The following is a 22,308-nucleotide window of genomic DNA, read 5'->3' as shown; positions in this document are numbered from 1 at the left end:
TAGCCAGTCGCAGAAATTCCGTGTAGGCTTTGTCGATATCGATCAGGCCTGCTCCCTGCTGAGCGTAGGTAAAACCTTTCATCCGCATGGCGGAGTTTTCCAGCGCCAGACGCATGCTCAATGCCAGTGAGGTCAATGAGTATTTACTGTCTGAGGATTTCTTGCGAATGGCTTCGATTTTCTTTTGTTGTCGTTCCAGGACCTTGGCGTATTCTTTGTCTTCTTTGATCAGAGACAGCATGGCAGCGGCGGCACCGGCAGCGATGGGCGACGACATACTCGTCCCGTTGAACATGCTGGAACCCTCCGTGTTCAGCGGCGTCGATGACAGGGCGGAACCGGGGGCCACCACGTTTGGTCGCATTTCTCCGGTGTAGGAAGGGCCCAGAGATGAGAAGTAAAGCAGACCATGTTCGGGCGCATCGACTCCTTCAGCGAGGCGGTAATGTTCGCGTAAGGTATTGGCAGAAACATGCGCTCCTACAAATACAGCCGGGCTGGAGGCACCCAGCCCGTTGATCGTACGGTAACCAGGGCCGTCATTCGAAGCCGAGACAAAAAATGTGGTTCCGAATTTGGCCGAGAGATCCTGCAGCAGAATGCTTAACGGTCGTTTGAGATAGCCTTCGTGGCTGCCCAGTGAAATATTCACCACATCGGGAACATAACCCTGGGGATTGAAAAATGCCGAGATGATTCCCCGCAGAATGGCCTGGTCGGTACAACTGCGACCTGAGCAGACCTTGATGGCCATCAGCGAGGCTTTAGGCGCAGCCCCTTCAATCTGCAGGCCACTGCCGGCGACAATGCCCGCGACATGCGTTCCGTGGGACTGCTGGTCAAAGGCGACTGTAATTTCGGTGACCTGATTTTTCGAATCGGGCCGGAACAATAACGGATAAGCGATGCGTTTGGTACGGGACGGAAATTCCAGCATGATCTGGTAGGGAGGTTTCAGATCTTCCCGCTGCATTTTGCGCGCGGAATTGAAATCCATGATCGGCGTGTCAGCCTCTTCTTTGCTGAACTTGCCATCCATGTCCACGTCGACAAATGCCAGCGCGTACTCTTTGGTCAGATCCCGTTTTTCCAGATCGGGTTTTCCTGCCGGGATGGGCTCGTCTTTTGCCGCAGCGGCTTTGCGTTCTTCTTTCGCCTTATTAGTGGCTGCTTCCAGTTTGACGAGTTCCGGATTCGGAATGATACCTACTACGACCAGCAGTTTGTCGTCTTTCGTGCCATTTCGGTTGATATCAACGCCTTCCTTGTCGAGCGTGGTCCAGAGGTCTCCCTGCTGAAAACCCAGCTTCTTCTCATCGATATAACCGGAATACACATAGTCGTTTTCTTTGATTTTCTCAGGCAGCGCAACGAACTTGCCATGCTCGAGTTCGATTTTGCTGTCCAGCTGACGGGTGCGGGTTAAAGGAGAACGTCCTTCGCGGGTCGCATCATCCCAGAAAATGACTCGATCCTGAAAGACGGGATGGCTGGTATCGATGCCGGTATCAATAATGGCGACAATCGTGCCTTCCCCCAGGCCTTTGCCGGCGACCCGTTTTCGCAGCGCCGGGACCTTGATGTCATCCAGGGGAACATACAGGGAATCAAAGTCTGCTTCGGGGGCAACCTGCAGTTCTGCAGAGTTGGTTGATCCGGAGTTTGCTGAATCAATGGCTGGTTCTGCCTGGGGCACAATTTTACTGGGGATGATTTCTTCCATCACACCCGAGGGCAGCTTGAGCGAATCGATGAACTTTTTATCGTTGAGTTTGCTGGGAGGCAGATTAACGACCAGAAAGGGGATGTCGTTTCCAATTCCCAGGTTGGGATCGTAAACAATTTCACCACCCGCTTTTTTAATCAGATCTGCCGTGCGACGCACATCGTTGACACGTAACAGAAGTGTTAATTCCGGAGAACATTCACAAAGTTCTTCTTTCAACTGTGCAGACGCTGACTGACTTCCCAGCGAGGTCCAGCAGACCAGGCAGAGCATCAACAGGCAGGTACGCAGCAGATTATAACGGTAGAAACGATTCATCAGCCCCTCACGCTTTCGGGAATCAGGGTGGATGACCCTGTTAGTTTTTTGATTGTATTGAGTGTGTGACAGGTCAGGAGGGTGAATCAATTCTGGAGAACGGTGGTCGCCTGGCTGGCAGTAACCGTTAATTCTTCCCTGGTAGACCATACTTTAATATAGAACGTATTTTGCCAGACTCTTTCATATTCTCACATGACGAGCATGCTTTGTGAATACTGGAGTCCAGAGAAAACAGGAGATAGAGTAGACTTATTAAGTACTTACGAACATTGCTCCGCGGTTAAGAGACGCGAGAACTCTTACTCTCAGGTTAGTTCATAATTGTGTCATTGACAAAGTCATAAAATAAAATATCATTGATGCATGCTTCAAAACTCCCGCCAGCCCCTGATGTTCCTTCTCTGTACAGTGATTGCACTGGACATCGTATTTCTATCGGGCGGTTCGAGTTTGCTGGATCTTACCGGGTCCAATCCCGACTGGCTCTGTGTTGAATACGAGCTGGAGGAAAGTGAAGACTCGGCTGAAGAAGAATCGCTGATACAGGATGCGGAATTACTGGTCGCGATGCCGCCTTTGGGCTCTCTGGCTCAGAAGTTCGATTTCCGCGTGAAAGAGTCTGACCGAGACGAGATTCATATCTCGCGCGGTCCTCCTTCTCTCTGCTGAACGCGCCCCGGTTGCTCCCGGCTGCGTTTCTCCTGCCAGTAGCCGTTACGTTCCTGTTGCGCTCAAACAGTTCAGTTGCTGAGAATTTCGCTTGCGCAGGGAATTCATTCTGTCAGCAATTCTGTGAACTGCTTCCACAGAGAATACTCTTTCTTCTTCAATCCACCTGAGTGATTTCAGGTTCATATATATGGATTTTCAGCATGTCTCAAATTGACTCGAATCAACCAAAATTTAATTTCTCGAAATACATCAATGAATTTAACCCGTGGCATAATATCAAAATTATGCATACGAATGTACCGAACGACATTCTCTCTGGTATAACGGTGGCGGTGATCGCGATGCCGCTGGCGCTGGCGTTTGGAGTCGCTTCCGGCTTAGGGGCAGAAGCCGGCATGTGGGCCGCGATCTGCGGGGGCATCCTGGTGGGTCTGTTCGGTGGATCTAATACCGGCGTGAGTGGGCCGACGGGACCGAAAGTCGTTCAGCTGGCAGCCATCATCGCGGCAACCAAACTGGCGTCCGGTCAACCGGATGTGGTATTCGCCATGTCGATGGTTTTTTTAAGCGGCATCATCTGTATCGCACTGGCACTCATGAAAATCGGACGGTTTATCTACTATACACCGTATTCTGTAGTCTCCGGCTTCATGTGTGGGATCGGGGTTATTATCATCCTGCTGGAAATTCCCCCCATGCTGGGCTTTGCGACGCCTCATTCCGTCGTGGGAGCCATCAGGCAGATTCCCTACGATATCATGCATGAAAAACCGCATGCATTGATTGTCTCACTGGCAACATTTTTCACAATTCTGCTCTGGCCTCGCGTCACCAGAAAACAGTGGTTGCCGGCACCTCTGCTGGGGTTGATTGTGGGAACCAGTATCGCGCACGCATTCTCTTTCAAGGACATTGAATACATCGGATCGATGCCGGTCGGATTGCCGCACCTGTATCTTCCGGACTTTTCCCGTTTTGGTGAGATGATCGGCGGGGCCTTCGCTTTAGCGGGACTCTGTATTTTTGATTCCCTGCTGACCTGCCTGGTGGCCGATAACATGACCGGCGAGCGGCATAACAGTGACCGCGAAATCTTTGGCCAGGGAATTGCCAATATCGGCTGTGGCCTGGTGGGCGGTGTCACCACGGCCACAGCGACCATGCGGACAGTGGCCAATATCAAATGCGGTGGCAAAACCGGTCTGGCTTCGATTACTCATGGCGTGGTACTGCTGGCATTGATGCTGGGATTATCACCGTATGCCAGCTATATCCCGATGGCCTGCCTGGCGGGCATTCTGCTCAAAGTGGGAATGGATATTATTGATTACCGTGTGCTGCCTGTATTACATCGCATGCCCTTTATGGACTCAATCTGCTTCTGGACGGTATTGATTCTGACGATTTCAGTCGACCTGCTGGTTGCCATGGGGGTGGGGATTACCATTGCGTTTGTGCGAATCGTCCAGGAGCTGGGACAGGCTTACGAACAGAACGTGGTCAGCCTGAATCAGATGAGCCGCACATTGCCTCCCGATGTTTCCATGCCGAGTGAACTCAAGGAGAAAGTGCTCAAACTGCGCCTGGAAGGCCCCTTGTTCTTTGGCGTTTCCGATACGATTTACCGGGCTTCCTCTTCGCTGGTCGATTATAAATATCTGATTATCCGCATGGCGCGGGTCCCCATGGTCGATATGTCGGGCGCTTACCTGCTTGACGATATCATCGAAAAAGCACATCATCAGGGAGCAACGGTGTTTTTCACAGGTCTCAGGCCACAGGTGGAACGAACCTTGACGCGGCTGAAGATCATTGAAAAGGTAACCAAAGACAACTGTCTGGCGACCTTCAACGATGCGATTCTGCGGATTCAGCACCTCGAACAGAAGCAGGAATCTTCGTCAGGCCGCGTGGAACAGGGTGCTCTGGAGCGCGTTTAATCAAACCAGAACGCCTGCCGTTTCGGTTCGAGGGGACCTGTTTCTGCAGGCGTTTTTTTCAGCTGTCTTTTTTACAGGACCGGATTTGAATAGAAGCTGATTTGATGCGAGTGCTGGCAATCAATGCCTACCATGGCGGAAGTCATCGTGAATTTCTGATGCAGTGGATGGCTCACAGCATACATGACTTCACACTGCTCACCCTGCCTGCACGGCACTGGAAATGGCGGATGCAGCATGCGGCGGTGACTCTGGCTGCAGAAGTCCGAGACCGGGTCGAGGACGGGCAGCGGTGGGATGTGATTTTCGTTACCGACATGTTTGATCTGACGACCTTTCTCGGACTGGTGCCAGCGGAAATCGCGGCTCTGCCTCGCATTGGTTACTTCCATGAGAATCAATGGACCTATCCGATTCCGCAAGGAGAGACGCGTGACCTGACATACGGTTTTATCAATCTCAAGACGGCGCTGGCTGCGGATACGCTCTGGTTCAATTCCGACTTTCACCGTCAGGAATTCTTCCAGGCTTCCCGTGACTTTCTGCAGCGGATGCCCGATTATGCGTTCCTGGAAACCTTGAGAGCATGCGAGCAGAAGACGGCTGTGTTTTCGCCGGGGATTCAGAAAACAGACGTGGAACCGCAGGAAAATCGATCGCGGCCCGTGCAGATTCTCTGGGTGGCCCGCTGGGAATATGACAAAAACCCGGAACAGTTTTGTGAAGCGATCCAGCTGTTGGATCAGGCTGGCCTCGATTTTCGGCTGAGTGTTTTGGGGCAGTCGACTCCCGAAACTTCCGACTGTTTCATGGAGCTGCATTCACAGTTTGCAGACCGCATTGATCACTGGGGATTTCTGGCAGACCGCTCGGAATATCAGCGGGTATTACAGAATGCCGACCTGATCATCTCCACAGCCTTCCATGAATTCTTCGGCATTTCAATACTGGAAGCGGTGGAAGCCGGCTGCCTGCCCGTGCTGCCTCGCCGCCTGGCGTATCCGGAAATCTTTGCGGAAACACCGGAATGTTTTTACGACGGAACTACCGCAGCACTGGTCGCGCTGGTTCAGACGCTTTCCCGATTGACACAATCAGATTCGACGGCTTCCGATCTGCGCCGCAGGCTCAAAAAAATTTCGGCCCGCTATGACTGGGAGCAGATTTCTCGCGCGCTGGATACCGGCCTCGAGCAGTGCCGTAACCAGTGCTCTCGCTGAATATTGCCGCATGATCAGCCTGCTGAGCAGCGCGGAATTCGTAGCGATCAAAAGGACTGAGCGGGTTTGGGGCAGTTCTGATTCCTACATTCTGATCCTCGCGTGTCGCGCTGTAACGGTTATAACAGTCAGATCCAGATTACCGGTTACGCATTTTGCGCGAAATGTGGTTTGATGAGTAATTTAGGCCCTGTTTTACAGTGTTGACAGAGAGTCATGCACTTTAATCAATCCATGTTTTTTCAAAGTAATTTCAAAACTTTTTTATTGTGTTTGGGATACCTGTCTGGCAAAGTAATACCTGTCACTTACCAAGTGTAACTGATTTCAGGACAGTGTCAGACGCCTCTTAAGGCCCTGCCTGAAGCATCTGAGAATTACAACTTTTGCCAAGCGATTATCATCATGCTTACAATTTCCAAAGACGTCCTGCCACAAACATTCCTCAGCTATATCGCATTCCGGATTGCGTTCATGGATACTCTGGAGCGTATCGCTCTGGCAAAGCAGGTGGGCGATGACCCGTTCGATTCATTCGGTTTTCTGACCGAAGTGCCGTTTCTGCGAAGTGTCCCGCCGCACGTGCAACTGGATCTGCTCTCTGTCACCTGGGCCAAGCATCTGGCCAGTGAAAACGTCGAAGGCGACCTTGTTGATGAAAGCGTGGTGTATGCCGTCTGTGAATCAGCAGCACGCATCATTGATGAACAACCGGAAGAAGCACGCCGCCATCTGGCGGGGGGACCACTGGACGTGCACATTTCCGTGGATCATTTTCTTTCCTCCGAAATTCGTAACCTGCACCTGAATCTCTCCAACGAAGGTGACTTCCTGCTGATCAGTCAGTTTCAGGATATGTCACCCGATGAAGCCCTGCCGATGAAAGAAGAATTTGGGATCGATGAAGAATCTCTCGAACCCATGTTCGACGTGCTGATGCAGTGGTATATGTCGGTGGACTTCATGCCCAACCTGGAAGGCTTGCTGCAGGAACGCGAAGTTGCCAAGGCGATCACAATCGTCGGTTTGAAACAGCAGCCACTCTGCTGATCTGGATCGGATCAGATTTTACTAGAGCGTCTCCCAATCTATGCTGTTCGGTTCAAATGGACCGGGAGACGCAACAGTAAAACGGAACTCTGTTCAGCTGACGAGATGCACTGAGGGGGTCAGGAACGGGTGTCTTCATCCGTTCCTGTTTTTTTGCGCCGTTGCTTGAAGACATCCAGTCTTTTGCGAATCGTCGCTTCGTATCCGCGTTCGACCGGTCGATAGTATTCTTTTTCGACTCCCAGGTAATCCTGATCCACCCAGCCTTCTTCCCCGGCGTGGGCATACTGGTAACCTTCCCCGTGTCCCAGCTGCGACGCACCTTTGTAATGCGAGTCTTTCAGGTGAATGGGAACCGGCAACAGCGATTTATTCCGCACGTCATGCAGGGCTTCATCAATGGCGACATAGGATGCGTTTGACTTGGGAGCCGTTGCGATATAAGTGACCGCCTGCGAAAGCAGAATGCGGCCTTCGGGCATCCCGATCTTTTCGACGGCATTAAAAACGGACATTGCCAGAGTCAGCGCCGTCGGATCGGCATTCCCCACATCCTCCGAGGCGGCAATTACGATGCGGCGGGCCAGAAACCGCGGATCTTCGCCGGCTTCTATCATCCTCGCCAGCCAGTACAGGGCCGCGTCCGGATCACTGCCGCGCATGCTTTTGATCAAGGCGGAGGCGGAATCGTAATGCGAGTCGCCATCCTGATCGTACTGAATCGCCTTTTTCTGAATCGATTCCTGCGCGACTTCCAGATCAAAAATGCGATCTGAGCCATGCAGTGAGAGCACGCCGATTTCCAGTGCATTCAAAGACCGCCGCGCATCGCCGTCACAGACTTCAATCAGAAAGTCGAGCGCCGCCGGTTCGACAGTCACGTTATAGCGGGCCAGCCCCCGTTTTTCGTCCTGCAATGCCCGCTGCATCAGCGTCTGGATTTCTTCGGGTGTGAGCGGCTGGAATTCAAAGATCTGGCTGCGGCTGATGAGTGCGGAGACCAGTGAGAAAAACGGGTTCGAGGTCGTCGCGCCGATTAAAGCGACCACGCCCGATTCGACATCGGGCAGCAGCACATCCTGCTGGACCTTGCTGAAGTGATGCAGTTCGTCGATGAATAGAATCGTCTGTTTGCCGCCGGTCGCCAGTTCATCGCGGGCCCGGTCGAGGGCCGCACGTACTTCCTTGATGCCGGCGGAAGCGGCGTTCAAGGATTCAAAGCGACGATTGGACTGGCGGGCGATCAGCTCGGCCAGCGACGTTTTTCCTGTACCGGGAGATCCATAAAAGATCAGCGAGCCGATACGGTCTGCGGCCAGAATGCGACGCAGTAATTTGCCTTCGCCCAGGAAATGCGACTGCCCGACGAATTCATCAAGGGAGCGAGGACGCATACGGGCGGCCAGCGGCTTGGCTTTTTCCAGATTCCCGGATTCCTGCCGGTCGAACAAGCCCATAAAAAAACCTCCGCCAAGTGATTCATACGCGGGTATATTAGAACCCGTGATTGCAAAGTGGGGACCTGATAACTCGGGTTGTGTGAGCCGGATATACCGGATATACACGCAGCCGAATCTCGTGGGTCCCCAGTTTAATATTTGTAGGGTCAACTCACGATTTTGAATCAACATGACAGAGGTTGTTTCTCTGTTTGCTTATGCCCTCATTTTACTCGGCTCGTCCACCCAAAACAAGGAGGCGATTCTATAATTAATGATCCGTTACAACAACGGTCACTTATCTTTCATGTTTGGTAGACGTGGCTTTCTGTTTCTGTTTCTGCTTCTGCTGGCTGAGGTATTCCACCAGATCCCGCAGATCGTCTTTGCTGAGCTGTTTGACAATCTCTTCCGGCATCGCCGATTTCCCTGAAGCCCGTTCGTCGATGTCCGCTTTGACGACTCGAATCACGGTCCCTTTGGCGTCCATCAGCTCCAGTTCGGTATCGGTCTCTTTGCGAATGATGCCGACCAGAACTTTTCCGTCCAGCATCGCCAGCACTGCCGTTTCGAATCCTTTGGCGATCGCTTTATTGGGGGCGACAATGGCTTCCAGCAGATAACGGCGGTCTTTGTCGATCCCAATTCCTGAGAGGTCCGGGCCGACTTCGCCTCCGTTATTTCTGATCATATGACAGCGACGGCACGATGTATCGCTGCGACCATAAAAGATTTCACGCCCCCGCTCCGCATTGCCGCCCGACAGGGTTTCCAGGTAACCGCCAATCGGGTCATCCTGGGGACGTGTTGCATTAAACCTGGCAATCAGCTGATCCAGTTCGGGTGACTGTTTCGCTTTCGCGGCTTTGAGCAGGTCGAGCTGAATTTCCGCGGGAACCTGCTGCTGAACCAGTTGCTGCATCCAGCGAATCAGTACCTCGGTCGCCGCCGGCAATGGCATCTCCGCGAGGGTGGCAAGGGCGCCCTGTTTCTCGACGGTGGTTCCCTGTTGAATCGCCTGTTCGAGCGCGGGTAACGCTGCCGGGGGATCGTGTTTCGCCAGGACATTGCGGCCGGTGACGCGGAGCGCCGGCTGTTGATCTTTGATGGCGGTCCTGGCGACATCCGCAATACTGGCGTAGCCGAGTTTATTGAGGGCATTCAGCGAAGCGACCCGCACATCGACAGGACGTTTCGTATCGACCACCATTTCCGCCAGTTGGGGCGCTGCTGCTTTGATGCCGTACTTCGCAGCGAGTCCGGTGCCGGCTTCCTTGATCTTTTCGGAGCTCTGAAACAGGTCGGGCACGATGGGACCGACGATGCCCGTCAGTTCAATCGGCGAACGATTCTCAAGCGGCTGCCAGCGACCCAGCACGCGATCCAGGGGCGAAGGATCGTTCCACTGGTTGAGTTCTTCAATCGCTTCCAGACGTAGTGCTTCGGGGACGTTACTGTCGGCAGCAATCCTGGCGACCGTGGCCGCGTTCTCGGCGGTTCCCCTGCGGAAATTGGCATTCAGCACACGTCGCAGCAGGCATGTCGGCTGTAATCTCAACCGCGGCCAGATCAGCGACTGCGTCCGGGATCGGCTCATCGTTGATAGCGCGGGCCGCTTCCAGAACAACCAGCGGGTCAGCGTCCTGCAGAAACAGGCCGACCTCTTTTCGCTGCAATCGACGCAAAGCGACCACCGCTGCCAGACGCACGGCGGCAGACTCATGATTCGCGGCGGCAATCAGCGCGTCGGTGTTTCCGATGCGGCTCAACGCCAGGATCGCCGCGTGACGCAGCATAGGGTCCGCATTGTTATTTTGTGTGAGCAGTTCGAACAGCCCGGCGACCGCCGCTGGTTCCTGCAGCTTCCCGAGCGCGACGGCAGCGAAGTACTGCACGCGGGCATTCGGGTTTTTGAGCAGTTCGATTAACGCGGGCGCGGCAGCGGTGAACCCGGCTTCGCCGATGACTTTGGCGGCCTGGCTTTGAACTTCGCTGTCACTGTCGTGCAGCAGACTCTGAATGCCGGCGACTGCTGAGCTGGTTTTGCGACCCAGCTGGCCAATGCCCCAGATCGCATGCAGGCGGGCAAACTGATCCTGCGATGTCAGCGCGACTTGCTGCAGGGCGTCTAATGCATTCTGGTCGACGAGCGCGAACTGGGCTTCCATGCGAATCCGCTGATCGACGTGGGCCAGCAGTTGCGTCAGTTCTTCTGTCGAACGTTCGGAGAAACCCTGTTTCATCAGTTCTGCCGAGTGCGCTGCCCGAGCGGCTTTGGCGTGTTCGGGATCGGTAAATTCATAGATGCGACCTTTGCCCAGACCGCTCCAGCCGTTCACCCAGTCGCTGACATACAGGCTGCCGTCATAGCCGAAATCCAGGTCGGTTCCCAGGATCTGCCAGATGAATTCATGCGAGTCGGTCAGTTCAAACGACGCCCCTTTGGGTTGGACGGCGAAGGATCGAATGCCGCTCTGTGAGGGGGTACCCCGAAAGTCGGCAAGGAAGAAGTGATCTTTGTAGCGGTCAGACAGGCCTACGCCGGGATAATGGGTGAGGCCGGAAGGGCCGTCCGCAAGGTTGACAATCGGGGGGACCATGTACGCCGGCTGACCCGCATGGGCGGGATGCCAGATCTTTTCCCGGTTGAATGGTCCGCGGTCGCTGAGGTACTGATAATACATCCGCCAGCCGGTATCGCCCCCTTCGACCACATACACCCAGCGGGCTTTGTCGCCACTGTCCGAGTTGTTATCGCCGGTGAAGAGATTGCCATAATTGTCGAACGCCAGTTCCTGAGGATTGCGCAGACCGTAAGCGAATTCTTCCAGCTCGGTACCATCCAGGTTACAGCGGAAGACGGCTCCCGTATCCGGGCGGAACAGGTGCTTGCCTTCCTTGGTGGTGACATTGTACCCGCGATCGCCGATGCTGAAGTACAGGCGTCCGTCGGGGCCCAGTTGCAGGCCGTGCAGGTCGTGCCCGCGAAAAGCGACGCGAATGCCGTAGCCGCTGCTCAGTTTCTCCCGCAGGGTCGCTTTGCCTTCATTGGCAGTATCGCTCAGTTTCCAGACATGGGGGATGCAGGTGTAATAGACATAACCGCCCCGCGCCAGCACACCGGCGCCGGTTCCATCTTCGATATTATTGAAACCATCCGCAAACACGCTCGCATGGTCGGCTATGCCGTCGCCATCGCGGTCTTCCACCAGGCGAATCCGGTCGTGCTCGAGTGCATAATCGCTGACTTTGTCTTTGAGATGTTTCCGGAAGTAAGCCAGCCGATCTGCAATCGTTTCGGCTGCGAGGTCGTCATGCAGCCAGTTCATGTGACTGCGGTTGTCTTCCACCCCTTTTCCCTGGCGATACGTTTCGGCAACATAAAACCGGCCCTGTTCATCGATGCAGAAGGCAACCGGATTGGCCAGCAGCGGTTCGGCGGCAAACAGGCTGACCTGCATTCCCTCGGGAACACGGAAGCCCTGGATTGCCTGTTCCCCTTCTTTGGAAGCCTCCGCGATGGCAGGCGTATAGGGTGTTTCACTAAACGCCAGTCGAGGTAAAAGTGAGGAGAAGCAGACAACGGAGACCACGAACACAGAACGCAGCAGCAGTGATAAATTCGGACAGTTAACGTGCGACAAGATGACACCCCTCGGCGAGACGGCTGGCGGGAAGTAATGAATGAAGAAGAATTGATACTATCTTAACGGTCTGTTTAAGCAGATCACAGCCTGAGTTTCTCCTAATCTGCCTGATCAATACAGATTTGAAATCGATCGGAAAATTTGTCCGACCGGCGCAGTACATCGCATTATCAACTGGCTTACGTGCCGCAATCTGAGTAACATGAAAGATATAAAAAAGAACGTCATCAATAAGCAAGCTGATCATTAAGTTTGCTAACAAAAGTGTACGAACTCACGCTATAAGGTGCTGTTTGCACTAGAATCGGATCGCTCTATGAAAAATGTTGTCAGCCTTATCCTTGGCGGAGGCAAGGGAACGCGCCTGTTTCCCCTCACTCAGCTGCGCTCGAAACCAGCCGTTCCGCTGGCGGGCAAGTATCGCCTGATTGACATTCCTATTTCCAACTGCATCAACAGCGAACTGAGCCGCATCTATCTGCTGACGCAGTTCAACTCGGTCAGTCTGCATCGGCACATTCGTCAGACCTACAAGTTCGATTCCTTCGGGGGCGGCTTTGTGGAAATCCTGGCGGCCCAGCAGACGATGGAAGGGATCGACTGGTACCAGGGAACCGCAGACGCCGTCCGTAAGAACATTCGCTGTATTGAGCAGTCGGACATCGACTACGTGCTGATTCTTTCCGGCGATCAGCTGTACCGGATGGACTATGCAGAAATGCTGGCCAACCATATCGAGTCCAAAGCCGACGTCTCCATCGCGACCGTTCCGCTCTCCAGCGAACAGGCGGGCGCGTTCGGGATCATGCGGGTGGATGACACCGGTCGCGTCAAAGGTTTCCTGGAAAAACCGCAGACCGAAGAAGAATTGAAAATGGTGCGTACGTCTCCCGAGTGGATCGATCAGCAGGGAATCGAAAGCCGGGGCCGCGACTGCCTGGCCAGCATGGGCATCTATCTGTTCAACCGCGATCTGCTCGTCGATCTGTTAAAGAAGACCAGCTACGAAGATTTCGGCAAGGAAATCTTTCCGATGTCGATTCGCACGCACAAGGTCCACGCGCATCTGTTCGACGGTTACTGGGAAGATATCGGCACGATCCGTTCCTTCTACGAAGCGAACCTGGCGCTGGCGCATCCCGATCCGCCTTTCGATTTTGTGGTTGAGAAATCCCCCATCTATTCACGTCCTCGCTTTTTACCCCCGACGCGTTGTGAAGGCGTGACGATCAAGCGCAGCCTGATTGCCGACGGCTGTGAAATCGACGAAGGGGCGGTGATTGAAAACAGTGTGATCGGCCTGCGGTGCCGAATTGGCAAGAATGTGACGATTCGCAACTCGGTCATCATGGGAGCCGACTACTACCAGGACGAATGCAAAGAGACCCTGGAAAACGACGACCGCCCGGCAATCGGCATCGGCGACGGCGCGTACATTGACGGCGCGATCGTAGACAAAAACTGCCGCGTCGGCAAAAACGCCCGCATCGAACCCAACGGCCACACCGAACAGGACTTCGACCACACCGACGTCCTGATCCGCGACGGCATTATCGTGGTGCCGAAAGGCACCGTCCTCGCGGATGGGTGGAAGTTGTAAGAGCTCAATCAACTTTATAGATCAATCAGACAGGCAGCCCTTCGGGGCTGTCTTTTTTTATGGGTCAACTTGAATGTGTGCCTGTTTGTCTCTATGGTGAACCCATGTTTTGATGTGACGTATTTGATAAAGGGCCAGGTTGATGAGAGTACTGATATCGGTTGCTGTGTTGCTGATCGGTTCACATCCGGTTCAGGCAGAGTTTCCGTCTAAAAAATATGAGATGGGTTTTGAGACTGTTACCGTCTTTGAATATAAAAAAACGCTCCGTGAGGCAAATGCAGAGATTCCGGATTTTCCCCCTCGTACAGAGACTGCGGTGATCGTGAAACTGGTCGAATCGAACTCGCGTGCTTCTCTGGCCGGTCTCAAAGAAAATGATCTGATCCGCGTGATTAACGGCAGCTATCTGCGGTCCCCCAACGCAGCCGATCAGAAACTGAGCGTGATCACCAATCGAGATCAATTGATACTGGGGATTATCCGCCGCGTGGATGACAAGTGGGATCAGATTTCGATTATCATGGAACCCATTTCTGATGCAGCGGCTCTCAAACTGATGCTTAGAAAACTCCCGAGCCTGGATGGTGCCTTTCTGCCTTACTATCGCATCAGCCACAAGCACGCACCGGCAACCCGCTATGCTCCTGACAATTTTCAATTGTATTTTACCGAGAGAGCGGGCCGCCCCGAAAAACTTTATTTGCGGATCGCACAGTTACTTCCCGGTCACTCCAGATCTGGTCCCTTTGTCGTGACGACCGCCGGCGGTCGCTTTGTTTTTGAATCTGAAGTAGTGCAACCCAATCAGCGGGGGCTGTTCTTTGCGGGCTCTCTGCGAAGTCCTGAATGGGAACCGGTCCGTGTCGAAATATTATTGATTCAGTCTGCGGACTGGCTCACCGAAAAACATCAGGAATTTCAACAGACTGAAGCAATATACAAGCAGGATTACCAGGGGTTTAAGTATGATCAGAGTCGTCGGGACAAAGCCTACCAGGAACTCAATCAACGGCGGTTGTCTCTGATCACCGATATGGAGCGAATCAATCAGAAAATCCAGGCTGCGGAAAGAAATCACCAACTTTTAGTGCAGCGAAAAGAACGGCTGGCGAACCCGAGCGCTGTACTGTCACGAAATCAGTTCAAACTGACTGACGATGCACGCGAAGCAATCAAGTCACATTATGCTGCCTTAACTGCAGAACAGAAAAAAATCGTCACTCGCGCATTTCGGTATGGTATCTCACTTGGTTTAAAGGAAGCAGAGCTGCTTCAATTAGAAGAAACCAGTCTGGCAGAACAGGAAATCAGACGAAAGCGAGATAAGCAGGGCTGGCTCTGGGTAGATGCACCACTGACGCCCGATCAAATCCCCATGCTCCGCGCGATCATCTCTGCCCCCAGCGCGACCGTACATCACGAAAGCAGTCCGGAACAGATATTCGAAGTGACTGCCGAACAGAAGGAACGATTGCAAGTTGTGCTGGATGTGTACGAAGCCGAAAGAAATAAGTAAGGGAAATAATCCTTATCAATAAAAATGAGCAGCCTTCACGGGCCACTTTTTTTATTGAGCTCTTTCAACAGTTCAGCATGCTTAAAATCAACCGCGTTCCAGCAGGAACTCTCTCTCGATTCGGGGAGATCGTTCCAGGCGACTATCATCTGAAATGTGTTTTCGCTGCCTTTTGCTAATTCGGGCAGTTCAATTGAGACACCTTTTACGCTACTGCCGATTGATTCGGGGTAAATCTGCTGATCTTCGGGGAGTCGTACGTTGAGGCATTCTTCGTCTTCGGTACCAATCATCAAAATAGACCGATCATTTTCCCAGGAGTGTGCATAGAGATGCTCTCCGCAGTCGATCGCATGATCGGTAAATTTGTGTTCCAGCAGGCGGCATTCGAAGATTAAATTATCAACCGGTTCATGGCAGTGAACTCTCAGCAGGATGCCAATGCAACCTGCCACTGACATACCGGGGGGAAGTACAGGAGACAATGGGATCGAATCGAGATGAATCGAAACGGCTTTTGTGACGCCGAACACGAAGAAATTGACTTCGCCAAGAGGTGTATTGATGATGAGATATTGCATAGGTTCTACGTTCTCGGTTGAACTCTAAAAACAAAAAACAAAAAACAAAGTATTCATTCTGTTAAAATCATGATTTCCACATTGAGAAAATGTTTTAAATGAATACAGAATAGTATGTGAAGTCCGGAGTGAATAATAGACAAGCAAGACGTTCATCCTGATTCTCATTTGAATCTGTGAAAGAAGTACTTTAATTATTTCATTGCTTCCCCGGTTCAATTCTCTACACTGAAATGCATCTCATATCTCTTTCTTTCTTCCGGGGGGCAGGGTGATGCGCTTAAGTCTGTTGCTGGTGGCGGGGATTGTCTGGGCTGGGGCGGCTGGTGTGTTCGCTGCTGAAGAAGATGGCGGTGATGAACGCGGCGGTGATGCACGCGGCGGGTATTTTGATGAGACGCAGGCGACGACGCTGTTTGCCTTTGATGAGGTTTCGCTGCCGTTTTCGCAGAATCTGAAACTGGTGATGCGGGCGCCTGAGCGGCATCCGGCGAATCCGGTTGTCAAACGCGGGGGAGCCGGGGATCCGGATACGTGGGCCGTGCAGTTTTATGGTTCGGTCATTCGCGTGGGCGATGTGTATCGGATGTGGTATGTGGCGGCGGGTGAGGATCGGCGGGATCGGAGTGTGCCTCGCTCGTCTCCGTGGCGGGTCGCTTATGCCGAGAGCCGCGATGGCGTGCACTGGACCAAGCCGGGCCTGGGGCTGGTAGAATACGCGGGGAATCGAAAGAACAACCTCGTGCAGGTCGAGCCGCACATGGGCATTCTGAACGTCAAGGTGCTCTACGAACCGGACGATCCTGATCCGGAGCAGCGGTACAAGATGGGGGCGCATGTCTGGTTCCCCAAAAATAAAGTGCGGCTGGGAACACTGGCGACCTACGCGAGTGCCGACGGTCTGCGGTGGAAAACGCTGCACGCGGCGAAACCGGTTGAGGCCGAGCTGCAGGTGGAACAGATGCTGCTGCCTCCGCTGCATTTTGAGCCGGTCGGCGGACTCTACAAATGGGATGGCCTGTATTATGTGAACGGGCAGAACGCGATTGCAGCGTCGCGACCCTATCATGGTCGCGTGGTGCGGCAGTTCATTTCACCCGACTTCAAAACCTGGTCGCAGGCGAGCACGGTGGGTTTCGTCCGGCCGCAACAACATACCCTGCTGGGACCGGGGCGCAGCCGCGAGGGAGAACAGAATCACGAAGGGGTGAGCGTGTGGAACCGTGGGAATGTGCTGCTGGGCATTTCCGGGATCTGGCATGGGGGCAAGGAATGGAAGGATGTAACCGTCGACCTGGGCTTTGTCGTCAGCAATGATGGCGTGCGGTTTCGTCAGCCCGCGCATGAATGGACGTTTCTGAAACGGGGGGCCGACGGCGAGTGGGACCAGGGAGGCCTGCTGCAGGGGCAGGGCTTTGAGAATATCGGCGAACAGACTTTTGTTTATTACGGTGCCTGGGATCCACGCAACTGGCAGGGCTCGCCGCCACGCGGGGGAGTGGGCATTGTCACGCTGCCGCGCGACCGGTTTGCGGATCTGCGGGTGGATGATACGACGACCGGCAAGGGTGACTACCAGATGCCGGTGACGACAAGCGAATTTCTGACGGCAGCGATTTCCCGAACAGGAGACGGACCACAGCAGTTCTTCATGAATGCAGAAGGGCTGGGCCCCGAGGCACGGCTGAAGGTGGAACTGTTGAGTGCGAACGCGGTCCCGCTGCCGGACTATTCGGGAGCGCAGGCAGCGGTGGTGACGGCAAGCGGGTTTCAGACGCCGCTCGTTTGGAATGGCCAGACGGAGGTGACAGGGTTGCCGGAACGCTATCGGCTGCGGGTGATATTTGAAGGGGAACAGAAAACCGAGATCCGGTTCAGTGCGATGTATGTACGAGCGAAATGATTTGAAAGTCGTACAAACAAAAAGCGTCCGACAAGGTTTGCACCTCATCGGACGCTTTCGCGGGGTTGCCTGGCTGCGTTGTTTTCTGAGTTAAATGTTCAGCCGTTACCGGCGGCGTTTTTTGTGAGACATGTCTAAAACTTTCTCCAGGTCGGAAGAGGCAAAGACGTGGTCCAGCATGCCGTGATCGTTGCGGTCTCGTTTCGTATCGCGATCTTCACCACCGTGTCGTTCTGGTCCCTGGCTGGGGCGGTGATTGTCTGGTCGCTGTGCGTGTTCTCTGCTGTGAGGTCCGTCGTGCCTGTGATCGTGTCTTACGATGTCCAGCACGTTGACATCAATGTCGAGTCCGCCTGCGACCTGGATGGAGTCATCGGCGCTGGTGTGCTGCACGACAATCCGTTCGATGCCTGTGAATTCCAGTTGCAGGCCGTTGACTTCAACCGTGTTCTCATTCACGACGATCGTATCGCTCTGTTTTGTGCCGTTGACGATCAACGTGTCATGGCGTCCCTTGCCGGCTTCGACAATCAGGCCGCCAGGCAGATCTGCCGGGCTGATTCCCTTATAACGGATGCGCAGCGAACCGGGGTCGGTACTTGTCAGCATCAGACGTTCCACGCTGTGCAGTGACTGACTGCCTATGACCTGCCTGGTGTGATTGTCGATGACTTCAAGGTTACCCTTTCTCACGCGAACTGATACATCATCGGAGTGCGTTTCCGCGAGGTCAACCTGCATGACCGTCGGGGCGAAGAAGACGTTTTCCTGCAAACCGGAGATATCCGAGTTGCGTTCGATGACATCGGCGAGCGTGGTGTTATTGATTTCTTTCAGAGCATCTCCGGAGAACACGTTCTCGTACCAGAAGCGATCTCCATCGCGGAGCCGCTGGAACTGATCGATGATGATGAATGAGAAGGTTTCGCCCATACTCGAGCCCGGCAGATGATCTTCGGCGAGGCCCCCCACCCACAGATCGATGTTATCGACGGTGCCGTAGAGTTGTTCCAGGCGGGCAGCGACATCAGGATCGGAGGTGATGTCGGAGAAGTTTTCCACGGCATCCAGTCCGAGGGCAACCCGGGTTGCGTTATAGTCTGCCAGTCCGTGGTCGCGACCGCGCTGGATATTCAGCGACGCCAGATCGAAGCCGCCGGCTCCGGGAGGGCCGAACAGGAAGTTACGGACGTCATTGACCACTTCGGTATCGATTTCCTGCGCCAGGTTCACGGTGGCCCCGCGTAAGATGGATTCGATCCCGTGTGCTTCGACTTCACCGGGATTGAAGAACGCGTTCAGCAGCGCGATATTGCCTTCGTCGGCGACGTTTCCGTTTTCGTCCAGTCGCAGCAGTTCGGACGAGAGCATGGTGTGTCCAAAGCGATAGGCGGCGGTTGAGAATTCATTGGCAATACCCGGGTCGACCGTGGAATCATAACCCTGGTATCTGCTGAAGGCATCCGAGCCGAACAGGGCCGGCAGGAATTCGTTAAAGGTGATTGCCTGTAACTCGGCGGCCACGATCTGCCGTGCCTGTTGATACAGTTCTTCATCGGTGAGGTCCGGATTATCGGCAGCCAGTTCAGAGGCAATTCGATTATGTTCGCGCATCCAGATTGTCTGCATCGCCGTCAATGCGACGTTCTCGTTGGCTCGGATGTCGCCTGCCAGAAAAAATCCGTTTTCTCCATAAGGCAGCAGATTACCATCGCTGGTTGCCAGCTGTCCCCCTGAAAAAGTTCTCAAACTGGCGGCGAGTTCTGCATCCGAGCCGTAGATCACGGAGCCATCAATGAAGGCGGTGATCTGATTGATCTGCTGTCGAATCCCGTTCTCGTCCACTTCGTAGGCAGATCGGTTCAGGTCGATCAGATCACCGCCGGAGCCGTCCGGATCGAAGTAGATGTCGCCGGCAGGGACTTCGACTGGAAACGATTCCAGTGGATTACCCTGTTCATCGTGCGCGGCTCCGGTCAGGGTGATATCGTGATCGATGAACTGGCCCCAGACCCAGAGGATGTCTGTGAGGTAGCGGTCATTGGTTTCGGACGAATTCGCATTCGCGATGACATTACTGATTTCGCGGGCACTGGGTCGATCGTCGCCGGCTGGTGTGTAGTGACCGTCGCTGTAGTCCGGTTCAGCCAGCCGCAACAGTTCCGTGTTGGTACTGCCGTATTCCGGGTTGTCGATGTTGTTACCGGTCCCGTCGATCGAGGCGTACTCGGGCGTCGTGTTCAAGTCGGCGGGCGAGACATGATCGTCTGTCATCTCTGCGGGCAGGGAATTCATGGCTGACAGCAGCTGACGATCTTCCAGGTGTTCAACGGTGGATACATGAGATGATTTACGAGTGGACTTGCTGCGGCGATCTGGTTTTGGGAATAGCATGATGTGTTCTCCTGTGACGTGAAGTGGCGTGTGCGCAGTTCTTTCGAGCTGAGCGACGGAAGCCACCAGACGCGTGGTTGATTTGTAATGACGAAGGCCCGCCTTACAAAAGAGTTGATCAACCGGTTTACTCAAAGACAGCGAGTATTCCATAGAGAGTCTCAGTGATCTAAAACGTAAATACCCTGCCGCGATCCACTGTGATTCGAGATAAATTTTCACAAAATACTCAAAATGAGCGATATAAGTGGGAGATGAATTTATTGACTTCACCTCAAACAAAAAAAACGCCCGCCAGGGTTTTCACCTCGGCGGACGCTTTTCGGGGGTTGCCAGCCTGCAACATGCAGTGCCTGCTTCTTAGACGCTTTCGTTAAATGTGATGCGCTCTAGACTGTATCCAGTTTTACTGTAGCGTCTCCAGGGCCATTTGACCCAAGTATATTAGATTGAGAGACGCTACGGTTAAATGTGATCCTCTCTAGAAGCTGGCGGTGGGCAGACGGGTCATCTGCACGGTCGCTTCGAGCTGGGGTCCGTCCATCGATTCGAGCAGTTCCATTTCCAGGACGCCGCCTGACTCTGCGATGACCTGTCCAAAAGTGGCATCGTCGGTGATGACGACGCCGTTACATTTCGTGATAACCATGCCAGGCTTCAGGCCGGTCAGGTCGGCGGGAGAGTTGGCTTCTACCGATTCGATGCCGATACCTTTTCCGGGTAACATCAGACCTTTCATTCCCAGGTACCAGCGAACGTCTTCGACAATCTGACCGCCGGGAGAAACATAGTCGCAGGTCGGGTACACGTAGTTGCAGTGCTGGTAATTACCGGGGCCAAAGTTTTGCAGCGGAGTGCAGTAGTTAAACCACCACCAGGAAAATTGAGGACGATGGTTGTGCCAGTGATGGCCTTTGTGTCCGTGGTGACCATGATGATGACCGTTGTTGTTTCCGCCATGATGACCACCATGATGGTTACCAAATCCGTGACCTGGTTTAGAAGGACCTGGCTTAGTGACTCCTGAACCCGGTTTGGGATAAGGCTTTGGTGAACCATTACCGGGCAGCGGTTTAATTACATTGACTGTGTCTTTAATGGGCCGTGTGAATCCGCCGTTGCCCGGTTTTCCGTTCCCGATACCCGGTTTTCCGTTTCCGATACCCGGTTTAATGGGTCTGGTTGTGGGACGCGGACGAATTCCGTTGGTGGGTTTGGTGATGGGGCGATTGAACCCGCCGCCAGTCGGTTTTCCCTTGCCTTTGCCAGTGTCGATTGGTTTGAAGGTCTGACGGGGGCGTACGGTTGTATTTCCGGGTTTGGTCTTGAAGTTCGGCTGGCGAAGTTCGCGGGTGAATTTTGTGTTTCCACCGCGGTGGTCGCGAATCGTATTGAGTGTCGGTTTACGGTTAAAGTTGGTCGGTGTTTTGTGAACCTGTTTGAAGTTGGATGGTGTTTTGTGAAACTGGTTAAAGTTGCCATGCTTCTTGTTGGAAAACTGCGTCTTGGGAGACCGGCTTTGAATGCGGTTGCGAGAAAAGTTATTTTTATGAGAAAAGTTTTTGTTGTGAGAAAAATTCCCTTTGTGAGAAAAGTTTCTGTTGCGTGAAAAGCTGGAACCGCCTGAACGACTTGAGCGACTGAAGCCTCCTGAGCGGCCCCCGGAGCGACCACGATCGCCGGCTGCGAGTTCTAACAAACTGGTGCTGAAAACCGTGGTGATGATTACCAGGCTGAGTGTGATACGTTTCATTGTTCTGTCTCCTGAAATAGGTCTGCTCTGGTGAAGTGAATCAGTTTTCTGTGCGATTCACATTTGTGTTGCAGGTTGTTTTCCCCCCTGCCTGTACTACCCAGCGAAAGCCCGGGAAATGTGTTACAGGGAGATTGAGAAAAAATCAGAAAAGGACGGAAAATGCTGTTTTTGACGGGATTAGTTGCAAAGTGTGCCGCGGAGGGGGATACTGGAATGATCTGCAGCCGTTGTTGTATGGTTGCTGGCTGTCGTTACTTACATCGTTTGAGAATGGCCCGCCATTCCACACTGACATGAAATCAATGGGAACCCGGATTATGAACAAGTGCTTGAATTATCTTGCGGTGGCTGTGGTGTTGAGCGTAACGGTCTCGCTGTCGGCGGCGGAAAAAGTCGCTCCAGTGCGAATGGGCTGCGGAGTTATGACGTTTGACACTGTGCCGGGCTGGGGCTTTGATGAGCAGGGCCGATCTGTGCTGGGACCGACCCACGGCGGCGTGGTGATTGATAAGGCGGGCAATATCTATACGAGTGCGAAAA

General features: G+C 53.6%; 14 protein-coding genes. 7 read left to right on the top strand and 7 right to left on the bottom strand.

The window, feature by feature from the left end; all coding sequences use genetic code 11:
- The coding region (locus tag AACZ40_RS18420; protein WP_339675356.1) for a S8 family serine peptidase at window positions 1-2,044 on the bottom strand (2,044 nt) is incomplete at its 3' end.
- 453 nt (window positions 2,045-2,497) lie between these two features.
- Here AACZ40_RS18420 and AACZ40_RS18415 point away from each other — a divergent pair.
- The 4 genes from AACZ40_RS18415 (at window position 2,498) to AACZ40_RS18400 (ending at window position 6,929) form a co-directional block, all read left to right on the top strand.
- Entirely contained in the window at window positions 2,498-2,716 is a 219-nt protein-coding gene (locus tag AACZ40_RS18415) for a hypothetical protein (RefSeq protein ID WP_291168695.1), read from the top strand.
- Window positions 2,717-2,919: 203 nt separating this feature from the next.
- Complete coding sequence (locus tag AACZ40_RS18410; protein WP_291168693.1) at window positions 2,920-4,659, top strand: SulP family inorganic anion transporter; 1,740 nt, start codon at window positions 2,920-2,922, stop codon at window positions 4,657-4,659.
- 104 nt (window positions 4,660-4,763) lie between these two features.
- Complete coding sequence (locus AACZ40_RS18405) at window positions 4,764-5,879, top strand: DUF3524 domain-containing protein (RefSeq protein WP_291168691.1); 1,116 nt, start codon at window positions 4,764-4,766, stop codon at window positions 5,877-5,879.
- A gap of 405 nt (window positions 5,880-6,284) precedes the next feature.
- Entirely contained in the window at window positions 6,285-6,929 is a 645-nt protein-coding gene (locus AACZ40_RS18400) for a hypothetical protein (protein WP_291168689.1), read from the top strand.
- Window positions 6,930-7,048: 119 nt separating this feature from the next.
- Here the strand turns inward: AACZ40_RS18400 and AACZ40_RS18395 are convergent, their stop codons facing one another.
- The 3 genes from AACZ40_RS18395 to AACZ40_RS18385 form a co-directional block, all read right to left on the bottom strand.
- On the bottom strand, window positions 7,049-8,386 hold the full coding sequence (locus AACZ40_RS18395) for a replication-associated recombination protein A (RefSeq protein ID WP_291168688.1): 1,338 nt from the start codon (window positions 8,384-8,386) through the stop codon (window positions 7,049-7,051).
- A 280-nt stretch (window positions 8,387-8,666) separates the two neighbouring features.
- On the bottom strand, window positions 8,667-9,893 hold the full coding sequence (locus AACZ40_RS18390; protein WP_339675351.1) for a hypothetical protein: 1,227 nt from the start codon (window positions 9,891-9,893) through the stop codon (window positions 8,667-8,669).
- Window positions 9,820-12,012, bottom strand: coding sequence for a PVC-type heme-binding CxxCH protein (locus tag AACZ40_RS18385; RefSeq protein ID WP_339675348.1), 2,193 nt, complete (start codon window positions 12,010-12,012; stop codon window positions 9,820-9,822). Before AACZ40_RS18385 ends, AACZ40_RS18390 begins: the two co-directional genes overlap by 74 nt.
- Before the next feature lie 319 nt (window positions 12,013-12,331).
- Here AACZ40_RS18385 and AACZ40_RS18380 point away from each other — a divergent pair, with 319 nt between their 5' ends.
- Both AACZ40_RS18380 and AACZ40_RS18375 read left to right on the top strand, forming a co-directional pair.
- Window positions 12,332-13,615: a glucose-1-phosphate adenylyltransferase gene (locus AACZ40_RS18380; RefSeq protein WP_291168686.1), complete on the top strand. Its 1,284-nt coding sequence runs from the start codon at window positions 12,332-12,334 to the stop codon at window positions 13,613-13,615.
- 142 nt (window positions 13,616-13,757) lie between these two features.
- Window positions 13,758-15,134, top strand: a complete 1,377-nt coding sequence (locus tag AACZ40_RS18375) for a hypothetical protein (protein ID WP_291168684.1) — start codon at window positions 13,758-13,760, stop codon at window positions 15,132-15,134.
- Between the two features lie 35 nt (window positions 15,135-15,169).
- On the opposite strand, the gene AACZ40_RS18370 is transcribed toward AACZ40_RS18375, so the two are convergent.
- A complete protein-coding gene (locus AACZ40_RS18370) occupies window positions 15,170-15,715 on the bottom strand; it encodes a hypothetical protein (RefSeq protein WP_291168681.1) in 546 nt (181 codons plus the stop codon).
- A 271-nt stretch (window positions 15,716-15,986) separates the two neighbouring features.
- On the opposite strand from AACZ40_RS18370, the gene AACZ40_RS18365 reads away from it, so the two are divergent.
- On the top strand, window positions 15,987-17,618 hold the full coding sequence (locus AACZ40_RS18365; RefSeq protein WP_339675345.1) for a hypothetical protein: 1,632 nt from the start codon (window positions 15,987-15,989) through the stop codon (window positions 17,616-17,618).
- 105 nt (window positions 17,619-17,723) lie between these two features.
- On the opposite strand, the gene AACZ40_RS18360 is transcribed toward AACZ40_RS18365, so the two are convergent.
- Window positions 17,724-20,012: a peroxidase family protein gene (locus AACZ40_RS18360; protein ID WP_291168678.1), complete on the bottom strand. Its 2,289-nt coding sequence runs from the start codon at window positions 20,010-20,012 to the stop codon at window positions 17,724-17,726.
- Window positions 20,013-20,493: 481 nt separating this feature from the next.
- Entirely contained in the window at window positions 20,494-21,765 is a 1,272-nt protein-coding gene (locus tag AACZ40_RS18355; RefSeq protein ID WP_291168676.1) for a PDZ domain-containing protein, read from the bottom strand.
- Window positions 21,766-22,308 lie beyond the last annotated feature (543 nt).

Origin of the sequence: uncultured Gimesia sp. (assembly GCF_963972345.1) — a bacterium.
Classification (GTDB): domain Bacteria; phylum Planctomycetota; class Planctomycetia; order Planctomycetales; family Planctomycetaceae; genus Gimesia.
This window is presented reverse-complemented; position numbering and strand designations above follow the sequence as displayed.